The 17,070-nt window shown below is 68.9% G+C and carries 5 protein-coding genes; 2 read left to right on the top strand and 3 right to left on the bottom strand.

The features are described from left to right. Window positions 1-23: 23 nt before the first annotated feature. The 3 genes from ACWEV3_RS16495 to ACWEV3_RS16485 form a co-directional block, all read right to left on the bottom strand. Window positions 24-10,877: an amino acid adenylation domain-containing protein gene (locus ACWEV3_RS16495; RefSeq protein ID WP_452614684.1), complete on the bottom strand. Its 10,854-nt coding sequence runs from the start codon at window positions 10,875-10,877 to the stop codon at window positions 24-26. Between the two features lie 858 nt (window positions 10,878-11,735). Further along, window positions 11,736-12,323, bottom strand: coding sequence for a ClpP family protease (locus ACWEV3_RS16490; RefSeq protein WP_358575257.1), 588 nt, complete (start codon window positions 12,321-12,323; stop codon window positions 11,736-11,738). Window positions 12,324-12,653: 330 nt separating this feature from the next. Then, the gene (locus ACWEV3_RS16485) at window positions 12,654-13,181 is read right to left on the bottom strand and encodes a flavin reductase family protein (RefSeq protein WP_452614683.1); all 528 of its coding nucleotides are present in this window, start codon (window positions 13,179-13,181) and stop codon (window positions 12,654-12,656) included. Window positions 13,182-13,496: 315 nt separating this feature from the next. Between ACWEV3_RS16485 and ACWEV3_RS16480 the strand changes: the two genes are divergently transcribed. Together ACWEV3_RS16480 and ACWEV3_RS16475 are read left to right on the top strand one after the other, a co-directional pair. Next, entirely contained in the window at window positions 13,497-15,569 is a 2,073-nt protein-coding gene (locus tag ACWEV3_RS16480) for an AMP-binding protein (protein WP_452614682.1), read from the top strand. Between the two features lie 75 nt (window positions 15,570-15,644). Continuing rightward, on the top strand, window positions 15,645-17,039 hold the full coding sequence (locus ACWEV3_RS16475) for a cation:proton antiporter domain-containing protein (protein WP_452614681.1): 1,395 nt from the start codon (window positions 15,645-15,647) through the stop codon (window positions 17,037-17,039). The last annotated feature ends 31 nt before the right edge of the window (window positions 17,040-17,070 follow it).

Here is a 17,070-nt window from a genome sequence, read left to right as displayed (position 1 = left end):
TCGGTCCCTCCGAAATTGCGCGATCAGATCACGAGCGCGTTCAGTTCCTTGGTTCGTGCACGCAGCCGCTCTAGATCGGCGAACGCATCTCGCAGCTCCCGGTGGTCGGAGTGGACCGCGGCCAACGACGGCGAAGGCTCGTCCCAGCGGAGGACGACTTCGTCGTCTCCCACGGTGATTCCCCGGGTGTTCAAGGCCGGGCTGAACTTCATCAGGGTCAGCTGGTCCACCGGTCCAGCGCACAGCAGCTCGATCGCCGCCATGAGCTCGCTCGCCTGGATGAGCGGAACGCCGGCGCCCACCACCGCCGCGCGGTCGTTCTCCGCCACCGCGTTGTTGAAGCAGTAGCCGAGGTTGATCACCTTGGCGGCGCATCCGTGGCGGCGTTCCACCGCGTGCGCGAAGGAATCCACGAACGTGCAGGCGGCGGCGTAGTTCGCCTGCTTGATGGCTTTGAGGTACGAGTTGATGGACGAGAGGAAGAGCGCGACCTCCAGCGAGTCGCCGCCGAAAACGTCCAGCAGCCGCACGCTCGCGTCGACCTTGCCCCGGAGCACGTCGTGGAATTCCGCCTCGGTCATCTTGGCCAGGCTCGCACCCGAGAAGACCAGTCCGGAGTGGATGACGCCGTGCACGCTCCCGAAACGCCGTTCGATCTCGTCCCGCGCCTGCCGGAGGGACTCGGTGCTGGTGGCATCGGCCTGCAGGTAAAGCGGTGCGGGTCCGCCGGAGCCCGCTGCTGCGGCGATGGCGGCCTCGATGCGCGCGTCCTGCGCGCTTCGCCCGAGCCACACCACCTGCGCGCCGTACTGGCGGATCAAGTATTCGCTGATGGCCGTTCCCAATCCACCAGCCCCGCCGACGATGACGTAGGTCCCGCCTGCCCGCAGCCGGGATGACGTCGGCGAACTCGGGCGAACGGGCGTCAGGTGCTGCCGGAACCACGTGCTGCTCCGGCGAATCCGCATGTTGCCGTCCGGATCGGCGGGCAGGCTCAGCACGGCGGACAACGACGCGGTGTCGTACGCGTCCACGTCCACCATCCGCATCTTCCAGTTCGGGTACTCCTTCGCCACCGAGCCGGCCAGGCCCGCGACGCCGGCGTTGGTCGGATCGACCGGCTCGGCCTCGTGCACCTGGTGCGCGCGGTTCGTGATCACGGTCCACCCCAGGGAGCGGTTGCCGTAGCCGGCGGCGAGCAGCGCTTTCACCGTGCGGAAGACCTGCAGCGTGCCGGCGGATTGGCCATCGACGATGCCCTCGCCGGATGCCGCCTCCGAGTACTCGGGTGCCACCCAGATCAGGTGGTCGAGCGCGGGTGCGGACCGAATGGCGGTTTCGATGTCGTGCTGCGAACCGTTCTGTGGAACTGCCAGCACGTGCGCCGACGGGTACCTCGCGACCAGGACGTCGCGCGCGTCCTGCGTCGCCGCGATGATGCCGATCGATTCGGCGGTCCGCGGCCAGGTCTCGGTCTCGACCTCGCGGGCCGGGGCCCACGTGGGCAGCAGTGCGACAGCCTCCGACTCGCCCGCCTCGTCAGGGGCGGCCGTGCGCGCGGTGCGGCGGCCCGTGATCCCCCGGAGGGCGAGGCACACCTTGCCGCGGTCGTCGGCCAGGTCGATGTCGATTCGTCCGGCGTCCCGGGCGTCGTCGCTCCAGCGGACCCAGGCCCACATCTTCTCGGAGCACGGTGCGAAGATCTCCGCCTTCTTGATGGAGAAGACCAACCCGACGTCGCGCTGCTCGTCGCCGGATCCGACGAGCAGCCTCATGCACTGCATCGCCGAATCCACCAGCGACGGGTGCAGCGCGAAGCTGCGCGCGGTGTCCAGCACCACGTCCGGCAGGTTCAGCTCCGCGAGCACCGCCCCTTCGGCCTCGTACACCGCGCCGCGGCCCTGGAACGCCGGACCGTACTCGATCCCGAGCTCCCGGTACTCCTCGTAGAAGCGCTCGGGTCCAGTCGCGGTACGCCGGAAGTCCCGGAGCATCGCGGACAGGTCGATCACCGGCTGCGCCGACCGATCGGGGTGCGAAATCCCGCCCTGGCAATGGATCACCGACTCACCGCCGGCGTTCGCGGCCGCGGAATGCACCTCGAAGCGGGTTCCGCTGCCCTCCGGGCGAAGCTCCACCTTCAGGGCGCGTGGCCCCTCCGGCACGCCGAGGGGGCGCAGGAAGGCGATGTCGTGCAAGCAAACGGCGTCCCCGTCCGAGGCACCGGCGTTTTGCCGGGCGGCCGCGTAGGCCCACTGCAGGTACATCGCTCCCGGCACGATGGCGGTTCCCTGCACCCGGTGATCGCGCAGGTAGAACTCGTCACCGGTGAGCGTCGTGCTGTCCTGCTGGCGATCGCGGCTCGGCGAAATACCGCTCAGCAGCACGCCGTTGGGCGATACATCGCTCGGCAATTCGTACTGGTTCCGGTCGAAGGGGTAGACCGGCAACGGCACGCGCCCGTAGCGCCCGTCCCGGAACAACTCGCCGAAATCGGGTGTCCGTCCGTCGAGGTACTCCGCGGCGAGGACGTGCGGCCGCCCGGCCTCGGTTCCGGGGGAATCGCCTTCGCCGGAAAGCCAAGCGGTGAGCGCGCGTTCCAGCTCGGCCACATCGTCGACCACGCGGGCCCACCGGTGCTGGAAGTGCGTCCGCCCGAGCAGGAGCGTGTAGCTCACATCGCCGAGATCCAGATCCCGGCGCTCCCGGCATGCACGCGCGAGATCGGCCACCTGCTGGCGCAGGGCCTCCCCCGTTCGCGCCGACAGCGCGATCAGCCGGGGGCCTCCCGGCCTTGCCGCAATTTCCATTGAAATCGGACCTTCGATTTCAATGGAAATTGCGGGCCTGCTCCGCCGGGGCGATGCCGGCGCCTCCTCGATGACGACGTGGGCGTTCGTCCCGCTGGCACCGAGCGACGTGATCGCGGCGCGCCGCTTGCCGCCTTGCGGGACGACCCACGCCCTCGGCTCCGCGTGCACGTAGAACGGGCTGCCCTCCAGCGCGATGCCGGGATTGGTCGTCCGGTAGTGCAGGAGCCCGGGCATCGTCTCGTGCTTCATGGCCAGGAGCGTCTTGATGATCCCGATCACGCCGGCCGCGGCTTGGGCGTGGCCGATGTTGGCCTTGCTCGACCCCAGCGAGCAGAAGTGCTCCTCGCTCGTGTGGGCCCGGAACGCCCGTACGAGCGCGTTGAACTCCACCGGGTCGCCGAGCTTCGTCCCGGTGCCGTGCGCCTCGACCAGTTGTATCCCCTCGGGGTCGATCTCGAAGTCCCGGTAGATCTGCCCGATCAACTTCTCCTGGGAATTCCCGTTCGGCGCGGTGATCCCGTTGGTCGTGCCGTCCTGGTTGATGCCGATCCCGCGGACCACGCCGTAGATGTGGTCCCCGTCGGCCTCGGCATCCGAAAGCCGCTTCAGGACCAGCGCTCCGACGCCTTCGGCGGGGACGAATCCGTCGGCGGCCTGGTCGAACGTGTGGCACCTTCCGGTCGGGGACAGCATCCCGGCGCGCGATCCCGCGATGTAGAGCCGGGGCGAGCACTGGACGAAGACGCCGCCGGCGATCGCCAGATCGGCCTCACCCGCCCACAACCCCTGGCACGCCAGGTACATGGACACCAGCGAGCTGGAGCACGCGGTGTCGACGGCCATCGCCGGTCCGTGCAGGTCCAGGTAGTACGCCATCCTGGAGGGCACCAGCGAGCTCATGTTGCCCCAGAACGCCTGCGCCGGGTAATCGGACGACGTCGTCAGGTCGAAGTAGTCACCGGCGCCGCAACCGACGTAGATCCCGCAACGCTCGCGGTCGAGCGACTCGCCCGCGTGGCCCGCGTCCTCCAGCGCCTTCCACGCCTCCTGGAGGAACAACCGCTGCTGCGGCTCCATGTAGGAGGCTTCCACCCCGGAAATCCCGAAGAACAGCGGATCGAACTCGTAGATGCCGTCCATGAATCCGCCGTCCGCGCACCGGCTCCGGAGGGACGACAGGTCCCAGCGGGACGCAGGGGTCACCGGGTCGCGGCCCTCGACCAGCTGGCGCCAGAACTCATCGACGTTCCGCGCACCCGGGAACCGGCCGCTCATGCCGACGATGGCAATGGGGTCGCCGCCCCGAGGCGCCCCGGCGGAGCGTGGCGCTTCGGTGGTGCGCGGCGCCTCGGTGGTGCGTGGCGCTTCGGTGACGCGCGGCGCCTCGATGGTCCGTGGCACCTCGACGCGCGCAGGTTCGACCGGAGCGGGGATCGGGCTCGTCTCCGGTTCCTCGTCGGCTGTGATCGCGTCGCCGTGCTCCGCCAGGACGAATCTCACCAGCCGCCGGATGGAGGGATTGTCGAACAGGACGCTGGGATCCAGGTCGGTGCCCAGCGACTCGTTGAGCTGCTGCACCAGGTTGACGCCCGTGAGCGAGTCCAGCCCGTAGTCGGCGAAGGGCTTGTCGTCCTCCAGTTCTTCCCTGCGGAGCTTCAACGAGGCCATCAGGCCCCGGACGAGGGCCTCTTCGACGTGCGTTTCGAGCGAGACTGCCCGATCGGCCTTCCCCGGGGCGGGAAGCGACGCCGGCGCACCAACCCGCGCCACCACGGTCTGCAGCCCCAACGACCGGGCCCGCTCCGCCGGGAAGTGCACCGCGTCGAATCCCTTGCCGCGGAGCACGTCTCGCCACGAATCCGACGACAGCGCAGGGCCACCATCGATGCGCCATCCGTCCGTGTAGCGCCACCAGCCGTCGAGGAACCCGAAGGTCAGGTGCGACCACAGCTCGTTCTCGGCGAGCTCGTTGAGCAGGAGAACACCGCCAGGGCGGAGCAGCGCCCGGGCGTGCTCGACGGATTCCACGACGTCCCTGGTCGCGTGCAGCACGTTGTTGGCGATGACGATGTCGTAGTGCCCCGCCGCGAATCCCTGCTCGCCGGGAGGCAGTTCCACGTTGAACGTCCTGCACGTCAGGTACGGAACGCGCGGCGAGAACCGCTTTTCCGCTTCGATCAGGAACGCCTTGGAAATGTCGGTGTAGCAGTACTCCGCGATATCGCGCTCGAAGCTCTCCAGCTGCTCGAACACGCGATCACTGGCGCTCCCGGTGCCGGCGCCGATCTCCAGCACCCGGATCTCGGATCGGGCTCCGCGAACGAGCTCCGCCACCTCGGAGCGCACCGCGCCGGCTGTCATCGCGTTGAAGTAGTCGGCGGTCGCATTCCGCCGGTAGACCGCCTCGACGAGTTCCAGCGTCCCGCCGGGGAACATGATGCTCGTGGCCGGCAGCTCTCCCGTCAGGATCGCCGGCATGGCCTCGACCATGCGCTCGACCAGCGCGGTCTTGGCCGCCAGCTCCGGATCGCTGCCGCGCCCGTTCTTCCACGCACGCCAGGTCCGCCACGCCTGCTCGGCGTCCGGCGCGCCGTCCTGCGTCCGCAGGAAGTCGCCCTCGCGGACGAGCTCGCCGCCGTCCACCAGCACGTTCACGCTGTGGTCGAGCCATTTCGCGAAGCCGGGCGCGATCACGCCCGCCCCGACCTGCTCGTACCGCGCGGGCTCGCGGAAGAGCCCGATCGTCGACAGCTGCGCGAGCATCAGCTGCCGCAGGATCCTGTTCATCTCGGCCGTGCTCTGCTGGTGCCGCGCCAGGAACCGTTCGACCCCATCGGTTCCGGCCCCGAGCACGGCATCAGCGTCGACCGGCGCGCTCTCGTGAGACGCAGTCGGCGCTTGCACGGGCTGCCTCGGCCTCACCGGTTCCGCTGCCGCGGTCGGCCAGAACGGCTTCGTGTCGAACGGGTACGTCGGCAGGCTCACCCGTCCTGGCACCTGCGCGCCGTAGTACGAGTTCCAGGCGATGTCGATGCCGCTGACCCACAGGGGTGCGACCTTCTCCCACTCACCGCGCTCGAACCATTCCGCAGCGAGCGCCTGGAGCTGCTCGGTTCGGGCGAACAGCGATACCAGTTCGTCGTCCTGGCGCCGGACGGTGCCGGCGAAAGCCGCTTCCGGCACATTCCCTTCGACGTAGGCGCCGAGCTGCGCGGCCAACGTCTCGAAGTCGTCCGCGATGAACGCGATCCGGCTGGCCATCTCCCGCCGCCCGGTCTGCAGCGTGTACGCCAGCGACGCCAGGTCCCCGCGGTACTCCGGCAAGAACGCCAGGAGATCCCGGGCGAGGGCTTCGAGGCGTTCGCCGTCCCGAGCCGAGAGGACGACCAGATGCGCCCCCGAACTCCTCTCAGCGGAAGGCACCACGCGCGAACGCGGGGCCACCTGCTCAAGCACCACGTGCACATTGGTGCCGCCCACGCCGAACGAGCTCAGCCCCGCCCGCGGGGGCTCGGAGCCCGTCCTGCTCAGCGGCAGGTTCTGGTCGACCACGAAGAACGGGGAGTTCTCCCAATCGATCTGCGTGTTCGGCACGTCGCAGTTCAGGGATCTCGGGACCTCGCCGTGGTGGAGGCTCAGGGCCAGCTTGATCAGGCCGGCGATCCCGGCGGCGGCGTCGAGGTGGCCGATGTTGCTCTTGACCGAGCCGATCCCGCAGTACCGGCTCCGGTCCGTGAAGTGCCGGTACGCCTCGGTCAGCGCCGCGACCTCGATGGGATCGCCCAGCTTGGTGCCCGTGCCGTGCGCCTCGACGTAGCGGATCGACTCGGGGTCCACGCCCGACTTGTCCAGCGCCTTGCGGATGACGTCGACCTGGCCTCGTACGCTCGGGGCGTAGAACCCGGCCTTGTCACCGCCGTCGTTGTTGACCGCCACCCCACGGATCAGGCAGTAGACGTGGTCGCCGTCGGCGAAAGCATCGCGGGCGCGCTTGAGAACGACGACGCCCACCCCTTCACCGCCGGTCATGCCGTCGGCCGTGTCGTCGAACGGTTTGCAACGCCCGTCGCTCGAGAAGTTCAGGCCCGGCTGGTGCACGTAGCCCAGCTCCATCGTGGAGAAGAGGCTGGCCGCGCCGACCAGTGCCTGATCGACCTCGCCGGAGAGCAATCCCTGGCACGCGAGGTGGAGTCCGCTCAACGCCGAGGAGCAGTTGGTGCTCACGGCCATGCTGGGGCCGCTCAGCCCCAACTTGCTCGAAATCATCGTGGGCACGCTGCCGCCCTGCGAGAGCAGCCAGGCCACGTAACCCTCATTGCTGGCCAGAACTCGCGCGCCCGCCGCGTTCTCCATCAGGCTCGGCAACAGCGCCTGGTAGAAGTTGTTGCTCGTCGACGTGAAGACGCTGGTGTTGGGAACGTCCTCCGGGCGGTATCCGGCGTCTTCCAACGCCTTCCACGCGTGCAGCAGCAGGAGACGTCCCTGCGGGTCCATGAGCTCGGCGTCGCGCGGCGAGATCCCGAAGAACGCCGGATCGAATTCCGCTTTGCCCTCGATGACCGCCCGCTGCGGCACGTACCCGGGCCGACCGATCAGTTCGTCCGGCACCCCGAGCGCGCGCAGCTCCTCGGGCGACCAGAACGTGCTGCCGCCATTGCCTTCCTGAAGATTGCGCCAGAACTCCCGGGGGTTCTCGGCCCCGGGGAAGTGGCACGACATGCCGACCACTGCGATCGAGTCGTCGAGATATCCGTCATCGATGGCAGGCTCCTCCGCACGCCCGTCGGGAAGCGGATCGAGCTGCCGGGGCGCGCTCTGCACTGCTGCGTGCGCCGGGGATGCCGCTTCCGATGGCAGCAGCCCGGCCACATGCCGAGCCATGGCCGCGATCGACGGGTTCGAGAACAGCGCCACCGGCCGCAGCCGGCACCCGAAGGTCCGGTTGATCTCCTCCACCACTTCGATGGCGGAGAAGGAGTCGCCGCCCGCCTCGAAGAACGCTTCGTCGCGGTCGACGTCCTCGCGGCCGAGCACCTCGCCGAAGATCTTGCGCACACTCCGCTCGACGCGGACCGCGCCCGCGGCGGCATCGGAGGTGGACCGCGCGACCGGCGCCTGCTCACCGGAGTCGCTCAGCCGCGCCCGATCGATCTTGCCGTTGGCCGTGAGCGGGAAGGATTCCAGCGCCACGAACGCACTCGGCACCATGTAGGCCGGGAGGGTCTTCTCCAGATGCGCGCGCAGCGCCTTGGGGTCGATGGCGCTGTCGCCGTGCACCGTGAAATACGCGGCGAGCCGTTCCGATCGGCCTTTGCGCTCCACCACGACAACGCTGTTCGCGACGTCCGGATGGCCGTTGAGGACGGCCTCGATCTCACCGAGCTCGATGCGGTAACCGCGGAGCTTGATCTGGTTGTCCATCCGCCCGAGCAGGACGATTTCGCCATTGGGCAGCCGGCGCGCGACGTCACCGGTCCGGTAGAGGCGCTCGCCGCGGACGAACGGGTTCTCCACGAAGCGCTGCGCCGTCAGGTCCTGCTTCCGGTGGTATCCCAGCGCGACACCACGGCCCGAAATGCACAGTTCGCCCGGAACCCCGACGGGCACCGGCTGCATGTTCTCGTCGAGGACGTACAACCGCGTGTTCGCGATCGGCGTTCCGATGGTCACCGGCTCGTCGCGGCGCAACCGCCGCGCCGTCGACCAGATCGTGGTTTCCGTCGGCCCGTACAGGTTCCAAGCCTCGCCACGGGAAACGAGCTGGTCCTTGAGGTTCTCCGGCAACGCCTCCCCACCGCAGAGGATCTTGACCCCGCAGGGGTTCTGCCACCCCACGCGCAGCAGCATGGCCCAGGTAGCGGGGGTGGCCTGCATGAGAGTGGGCCGCCACTCGTCCACCTCCGCGGCGAGCAACGTGGCGTCCTTGACCGTCGTCGAATCGCAGATGCGGCAATGCCCGCCGGTGATCAGCGGCAGGTAGAGCTCCAAACCGGCGATGTCGAAGCTGTACGTGGTGACGGCCAGCAGCCGGTCGCGCGCGGTCACCTCGAAGGTCCCGGCCATGGCCAGCAGGAAATTGGTCAGCGCCCGATGCGGAACCACCACTCCCTTGGGCGCTCCGGTGCTGCCCGAGGTGTAGATGGTGTACGCGACACCAGGCGTCGACGCGGGACGCGCGGCCCGCGGTTCCCGCACCTCGTCACCGCCGTCGTCCGGGCGGTCCGTCACGTGGAGACTCGCCCCGTGGGTGTCCACTGCGGACAACGCGCCCATCACGGCCTCGTGGCAGACGACGAGCTCGGCCCCGCTGTCCCGGATCATGTACGAGAGGCGCTCGGCCGGGAAGTCGGGATCCAACGGCACGTACGCCGCGCCTCGCTTCATGATCGCGAGCAGGCCCACGATCAGATCGAGCGAACGCTCGAAGCAAACCCCCACGTTGTCCCCGGCCCCGACGCCTCGGCGCAGCAGCGCATCGGCCAGCGCCGAGCTGCGATCGGCGAGTTCGCGGTAGGTCAGGGTCTGTTCCCCGCAGGTCACCGCGGGCGCGTCCGGATCCGATTCCGCCCGCTCCGCGAAGAGGTCCCAGACCGTCCGGTCCTCGGGATGGTCGACGTCCGTGCGGTTCCACTCGTCCAGGAGGAGCCGCCGCTCGGCGGCGCCCAGGAGGTTCAGCCGGCCGAGTTCGGCATGGCCGCCCGAGGCCACGACGTCATCGATCAGGTTGACGAAGTGGTCGGCCATCCGCGCGATGGTGGCGGCCGAAAAAGCGGCGGGGTGGTATTTCCAGACGAGTTCGAATCCGTCACCGGGAACCACGTCCAGCGTCAGGTCGTACTCACCGAGTTGGTGCAGACCTTCCACCACCCGGAACGGCCAGGCGTCGCGGAGCTCGTCCGCCAGGTTCTGCAAAGTTCCGGCGAGGGAGAAGTTCTGGTAGTTGTAGGCGACCTGGAATACCGGCGACCGGAGATCCGCATCGCGATCATCGAGATCTCGCACGATGCGGGGGAATGGATAGGCCGCGTGGTCGATCGCCTCGAAGACCGTTGATTGCAGCCGCTGGGCGAACAGCGAGAATTCGTCCGATGCGACCGGTTTGCTTCGAATGGGCAGTGTGTTGATGAAATAGCCGACCGACGATTCGAAGCGTTCCGACGGGCGCCCGGACACCGGCATTCCGATGACGATGTCCTCCTGCCCCGTGTACCGGTGGAGCAATGTCTTGAAAATGGCGAGCAGGAAAACGCCGGGAATGATCCCGTTCGCCGCGGCGAACGAGGCGATGACATCGGCCTGCTCCTTCGGCAACCGCCGAATGCACACCTCGCCTTCGTGCGGCGCGTCAGGAGCCAGCGTCGCCTCGGTGGGCAAACCGGTGAGCGGAATTCTGCCGGCGAGCTCCCGCTTCCAGAAATCCCGGTCGCGCTCGGCGCGAGCATCACCGAGGTACTCGTCCTCCCACGCGACGAACTCGCCGAACTCCGCGGCGCCGGGCCGGGGCGATGGTTCACGGCCACCGACCCGGGCCTGGTAGGCGCGCAGGAAGGTGTCGAGCACGAGGCACAGCGACGGCCCGTCGAGGATGATGTGGTGGACGACCACGAGGACGTACACCTCGGACTCGCCACGACGCAGCACGGACAGCCGGATCAGGGGCTCGCCGGCCAGGTCGAACGGCCGCTGCGCTCTCCGCTTCAGGTGCGCGAGCACATCATCGGCGGGAACATCCGAGATGTCCGCGTATTCGATCTGGAAACGATCGGCGCCACCAGGCGACAAAGATGGCCCGCCGTCCCCTTCCCGGACGGCCGCCGAAAGAATCGGGTACCGCGATACCGCATCGCGAAATGCGTCCTCAAGAGCGGCTTGGTCGACGTGCTCGCACAATAGGCATACCGGCACGTTGTACGAATACGTGTCCGGCTCCATCTTGTGCAGCGCCCACAAACCGCGCTGCCCTTCCGACAGGGGACGCTTCGCGTGCTCCACCAATTCGGCGAGCAAATCCGTCGTCGAAAGCGCACCCGCGTCGTAACGCTGAACGATTTCATCAAGTCGCATGCCGACTCGCCCATCAGACGAGGTAGGCAGATCCTCCGCCCGCACGGCCGGGTTGCCGCCGGCACCTCCGGACCTGTTCTCAGGTAGGCGACTGGAAGGCATGAGTGCCCTTTCTGGAAGAAACCGCGCTGGGCTGGCTGCCGTACCCACCGATGCTGTCAGATTCCAGGGAGGGCGACACCGCCTCGGTGGCGTGTCCTTCAGGGGTGCCCGTATGGCCACCCACGCACAAGGGTCGTGAGTGCCTATGGTCGCCACAGCAGCCACAAGCACTCACGACCCAGAGATACAGGCATTCCGCAGAGGATGAAAAGCTGATCGATTTCGATACCGGTTTTCAGCACGGCCGCTCAACGCGTTCGGCACCGAATGCGGAGTTCGCCATGCGATCGGCGAGGCCGGAGACGAATGATTTCCGCCCGGATCAGATATGCGGCGCCGTCATCCGGCCACCGGGAGCACCGCGATCGCGGGCAGGACGTTGCCGACGACGTCTTGAGCCCGGCCGGTGCTGGTCCCTCGCCCCGCACGGCGAGGTCGACCGCGCATCGAGCGGGATCATCGCTCGCCGACCGGGCCGTGCAGTCCACATAGGATGGAGGAAGTCGGCCGGATTTCGGGACCCGGGAGAACCGAGCCGCGAGCAGCCCGCCGCGAGCGCGGGGGCACGTGGGGCCCTGAGCCGGATGAGATCATCTCTGGGCCGGATTCCCGCCACCGGCTAGAACCCGCCCCACCCGACCCCGCACGCCGACCCCGGCGACCACCCGGAAGCGGTCTCAGCTCGCCCAATGCAGCGTGGTCGTGCCGACGCCGGCCTGCGGGGGAAGGCGCAGTTACATGCTGAACGATCGCGGCTCAGCTGTCCGAGTTCGCCGCCCCGGACATCGACACGCGGCTCACCACGTGGTCGACGAGGCCGTACTCCTGGGCCTCGGTCGCGGTGAACCAGCGGTCCCGGTCGGCGTCCGCGAGGATCTTCTCGATGGGCTGGCCGGTCTGCTCCGCGGTGAGCCGGGCCAGTTCGTGCTTCTGCTTGACGAACAGGTCGGCCTGGATGGCGATGTCGGACGCGGTACCACCGACGCCGGCCAACGGCTGGTGCATGAGGATGCGCGCGTGCGGCAACGAGTACCGCTTGCCCGGCGTCCCCGAGGAGAGCAGGAACTGGCCCGCGGAAGCCGCCATCCCCAGCGCGAAGGTCGCCACGTCCGGCTCGATGAGCTGCATCGTGTCGTACATGGCGAACGCGGCCGACACCGCACCGCCCGGCGAGTTGATGTAGAACCGGATGTCGGACTTCGGGTCCTCGGCCGCCAGCAGCAGCAACTGTGCGGTGATCCGGCCCGCCGCGTCGTCGTCAACCTGGGAATTGAGCACGACGATGCGTTCCTGGAGCAGTCGCTCGTACACCGAGTCGGTCAGGTTGAGACCACCGGTCCGCATGCTCAGTTTGTGGTCGTGCGTCACGTCTACCTACCTTCTCGTCGCCCGTACCGCATGCCGCCCGGTCAGGACTGACTGATCTTGCGACATTACGTGACCAACCCTAACCAACATGCGCGGCCCGGAACGCCGAACCCCGCCCACTTTCGCTCAGAGCGTGACCCGGCCGGGGCTCCCCCGCCTGCTCGGCGGCCGATGAGGTCAGCGGAGGTGGTCGGCCCTGATCACGCACTCCCTCAGAGGGCTGTTTTGAATGTTGTGGCGTGAGGTGTTCCTCGTCGAGGTTCCGCTACCCGCACCGCCACACAAAACGAGTTTGGAAACAGGCTCTCACACCGCCGTTGGCCAGGTGGCGTACTGCCGCAGGCCGTACAGCAGCGGCGGCTCCTGGCGGTACGTCACCGCCGCGACCTCGCCCACCACGATCACGTGATCGCTGGCGACCGTGGTCGTGGTGACCTCGCACTCGGCGATGGCATGGGCGTGCTCCACGAGATGGGGCAGCCCCAAGCGCTGGGTCGGCGCCCAGGGCAGCGAGGAGAACCGGTCGGGGGCGCCCGAGGAGAAGACCTCTGCGGCGCGGCGTCCCTGGCTGTGGAGCAGGTTGACCGCGAATCGACCCCGGTCCCGGATGATGGCGAGAGTTCCACTGCGGTTGGAGACGCAGATCAGCAGCGTCGGTGGCGCCAGGCCGACGCTGCAAAGCGATGAGCAGGTGAATCCGTGGGGTTCGCCGGTGTGGTCCGTGACGGTGACCACGGCGACGCCGCTGGGGAACGCGCTCATCAGTTCCTTGAACGCCGCCGCGCCCTGCTGTACCGGGTTGTCGAGGGAACTGGCCGGCACGCTGTCTGGCATCAGGTGGGTCCCTTCGGTCGTCGGTCCACTCGCCGTGACGGACTGCCGATCAAGACGATATAGAGCCGCGCCGAGTCCGCGAGTGCCTGAACGGCGCCCCCGAGATAGGCATCGGAACGTCGCGCGATGGGCACGAAGTGCTGGTGCGGCGGCACCGCAGGGGAGTCCCCGACCGGTGTATTCCAATGGAGCGTCACCGAACGGCTACCCCACCCGTAGTCGTTCGGCGGCTCCTTCCGGGGTTGGTCAGATCCTCCCGCGCTGGTGATCCTCGGCATGCCACGTGGCACGCAACCGATGGACAGGAGCCTGGGCATGACCGATCTCGCCGCGCGCCGCCCGGACGCCCGGATCGATTCGCTGTTCGAGGTGCTCCAGGACAACGCCGAGCGCGCGCCGGGTGCCACGGCTCTCCGATTCCTGCCTCCCGGTCACGAGCCAGGCGAGCGCGGCGTGGTCCTCACCCGCGAGGAGCTGGACCTGCGGGCGCGCTCCGTCGCGGCGGCGCTGCAGCAGGAGGGCATCGCAGGCGCGCGGGCATTGCTGCTGCTGCCGCCCGGCCCGCATTTCCTCGCTGGATTCCTCGGATGCCTGTACGCGGGCGTGGCGGCCGTGCCGTGCTCGCCGGACATCGGCGATGCCACGCAAGACGCAGCCGACCGGTTGATCGCCATGGCTGCGGACGCCGCCGTGGCAGCGGTGCTCACCACCGAAGATCTCGCGCCGGCATTGCGCGACAGGTGGGGGGACCTCGCGCCGCCCGGGGTGTGGTTCAACGTCGATGCACTGGGCGAGGACCACGCACGGCTCTGGGTTCCGCCCCGGGCCGTCGCGGATGACCTGGCACTGCTGCAGTACACCTCGGGATCGACCGGCCGGCCGAAGGGCGTGGCGGTGTCGGTCGGCAACCTCGCTGCCCAGATCGCCAACTTCCGGGCGCTCACCGAACTCCCGGCGGGCGGCAACGTCGTGTGCTGGATGTCGTCGCTCCACGCGCTCGGGCTCGGACAGGTGCTGCTCGCGCAGCTGGCGGGCGGCGAGGCCGTGCTGATGACGCCGGAGGACTTCGTCGCCGATCCCTTCCGGTGGCTGGCGGCGATCTCGGCGACCGAGGGACCGGTGTTCAGCGGTGGCCCGAACTTCGCGTACGAGCGGTGCTGCAGCTTGATCGGCGAGGACCAGCGGGCAGAGCTCGACTTGTCCGGCTGGGAGGTCGCGCTCATCGGCGGCGAGCGGGTTCAGCAAGCCTCCCTCGAACGGTTCGTCGACTCATTCGGGCCGGCCGGTTTCCGGCGCACTTCGCTGTTCCCGGCGTACGGCCTCACCGAGACCATGCAGATCGTCGTGGGCAAGCGCAAACCCGACGCGCTCAGCGTTGCGGTCGATGCCGCCGAGCTGGAGCGGGGCCGCGCCGAGCTGGTGCCGGCGGAGGGCTCCGCGCGGGCGCAAGAACTCGTGGGCTGCGGGGGCGCCGGGCCGTTCGGGCGCGTGCTCGTCGTGGACACCGAGTCCCGCACCGAGTGCGCCGCCGGCCAGGTGGGCGAGGTCTGGGTGAGCGGCCCGGTCGTCTGCCAGGAGTACTGGAACCGGCCGGCGGAGACGGCAGAGACCTTCGGCGGCACCCTGGCCGACGGGGACGGCCCGTTCGTCCGGACCGGCGATCTCGCGTTCTTCCACGACGGCGACCTCGTGCCCTGCGGCCGGCTCAAGGAACTGATCATCATCAACGGCCGCAACCTCTACCCGCAGGACATCGAGGGCGCGGCCCAGCAGGTCTCCCCCTCGCTCGCGAGCCTCCCGGTCGCGGCCTTCTCGGTCGATTCGGAGGACGGGGAGCGGCTCGTCGTCGTGCAGGCGGTGGAGTCGAGCGCCAACGCCGACTTGGCCGACCTCGCCGAGCGAATCCGCTTGGGGGTCACGAGCGCGCACCAGGTCGAGGTGCACGAGGTCGTCCTCGTCGAGCCGGCGGCGGTCCCGCGCACGCAGAGCGGAAAGGTCCGGCGGCGCGGCTGCCGGGAGTCCTACCTCAACGGCGAGCTCGTACCGCTGGCGACGAGCACGCGGGTGGCGCCTGCCGCCGAACCCACCACCGCCAGATCGGCCATGGGCGACCTGCTGCTCGCGATGCCGGCCGAGGTCCGGGCTTCCGCCGTCACCACGGAGCTGCGCAGGCGGATCGCATCCGCGCTGGGCGTGAGCTGGCAATCGCTGCCCGAGGACAAGCCGCTGATCGGTCTGGGCATGGAGTCGGTGCGCATGATCCGGCTGCGCCACGACGTCGAACGGGACTACGGGGTCTCCCTCCCCATGTCCGAATTCATGAACGGAACCGTCCAGGACCTGTCCCTGGTGGTGCTGCGCGAAGCCGGCGACCAGGAAGGCGACTGAGCCGACCGGACCGGCGTCCTGCCCCTGGCCGCGAACAACCAGCCGAGCAGCATCCCGCAGTGAAGGACCCACCGCGTGAGCAACGAAGAAACTCCCCTGCCGCCCCGGCTGCCGGTCGGCACCCGCTACCTGCCCGGCTACTTGTTCCTGGTGGTGCTGCCCCTCGTCGCGGTCGTCGCGCTGGTCCAGTCGTTGGGGAGCAACGGTGTCGCCGCCCTGCCGGGAGCGGATTCGATCGTGTCCAGCGGGCACCGGCTGCTGCTGGCCATCGCGGTCATCCTCGCCGTGACCAGGCTGTTCGGCGCGCTGCTGCGGCTGGTCGGCCAGCCGAGCGTGGTCGGCGAGATCACGGCGGGGATCATCCTCGGCCCCTCCGTCCTCGGGCTGCTGCTCCCGGAGGCAACGGCGTGGCTGTTCCCCGCGGACGTGGTGCCCTCGCTGGAAACGCTGTCGCAGTTCGGCGTCATCCTGTTCATGTTCCTGGTCGGCAGGGAGATGCCGCTCGACCTGCTCCGCCGCAGCGGTGGCACCGCGCTGGCGCTGGCGCAGGTGAGCACCGTCATCCCCTTCCTGTTCGGCGCGCTGCTCGCGGCCTGGGCGCTGGGCGACTACCGGACGAACGGCACGCCTCTGCTGGCGCTGGTCCTCTTCGTCGGCGTGGCCTTCGCGATCACGGCTTTCCCGGTGCTGGCGCGGATCCTGCACGAGCAGAAGCTGGCGGACACGCCGGTCGGCACGCTCGGTCTGGCCACGGCAGGAGCGGGAGACGCCATCGCGTGGTGCCTGCTCATGGTCGTCAGCGCGGTGATCGGCAATGGAACGCTCCTGTCGGCGTTCATCGCCTGCGCGCTGGTGATCGGTTACGGCGGCGCTCTGATCGCATTCGTGCGTCCCGCGATGCCCCGGCTGGTGGCGGCGTTCGAGCGGTCCGGTCACACCGCGGTGGCCGCGTTCCTGTTGTGCTGCGTGTTCGCCTCCGCGTGGATCACCGATTCGATCGGTGCCCATGCGATCTTCGGAGCGGTCCTGGCCGGTCTGGTCCTGCCGCGCGACTCGGCCACGGTCCGCGAGGTGCTCGGCAAGATCGAGGGCTTGACGATGTGGCTGCTGCTCCCCCTGTTCTTCGCCGTGGTCGGGCTCAAGCTGGATCTCGCGAGCATCGGCGGGCCCGCGGACTGGGGGCTCCTCGCGCTGATCATCGTCGTCGCGGCGGTGGGCAAGATCGCAGGTGTCGCGGTCTTCGCCCGGCTGCTCGGCCACGACTGGCGGTCGTCGACCGGCCTGGGGCTGATGATGAACTGCCGGGGCGTCACCGAGTTGATCGTGTTGCAGATCGGGCTGTCCCTCGGGGTCCTGTCGCCTCGCCTGTTCACCATGCTGACCTGCATGGCGCTGGTGACCACGGCGGTCACGGGACCGCTGTTGCGGCGGCTCCGGCTGCACACCGCTCCCGCGAGAAGCGCGGCGTGACGCAAGCCGACCTGCTTCGGGAATAGGGCTG

The sequence above is a fragment of the Saccharopolyspora sp. NPDC003752 genome (genome assembly GCF_053605825.1).
The sequence above is the reverse complement of the archived record's forward strand: the minus strand, read 5'-3'. Positions and strand labels throughout refer to the sequence as shown.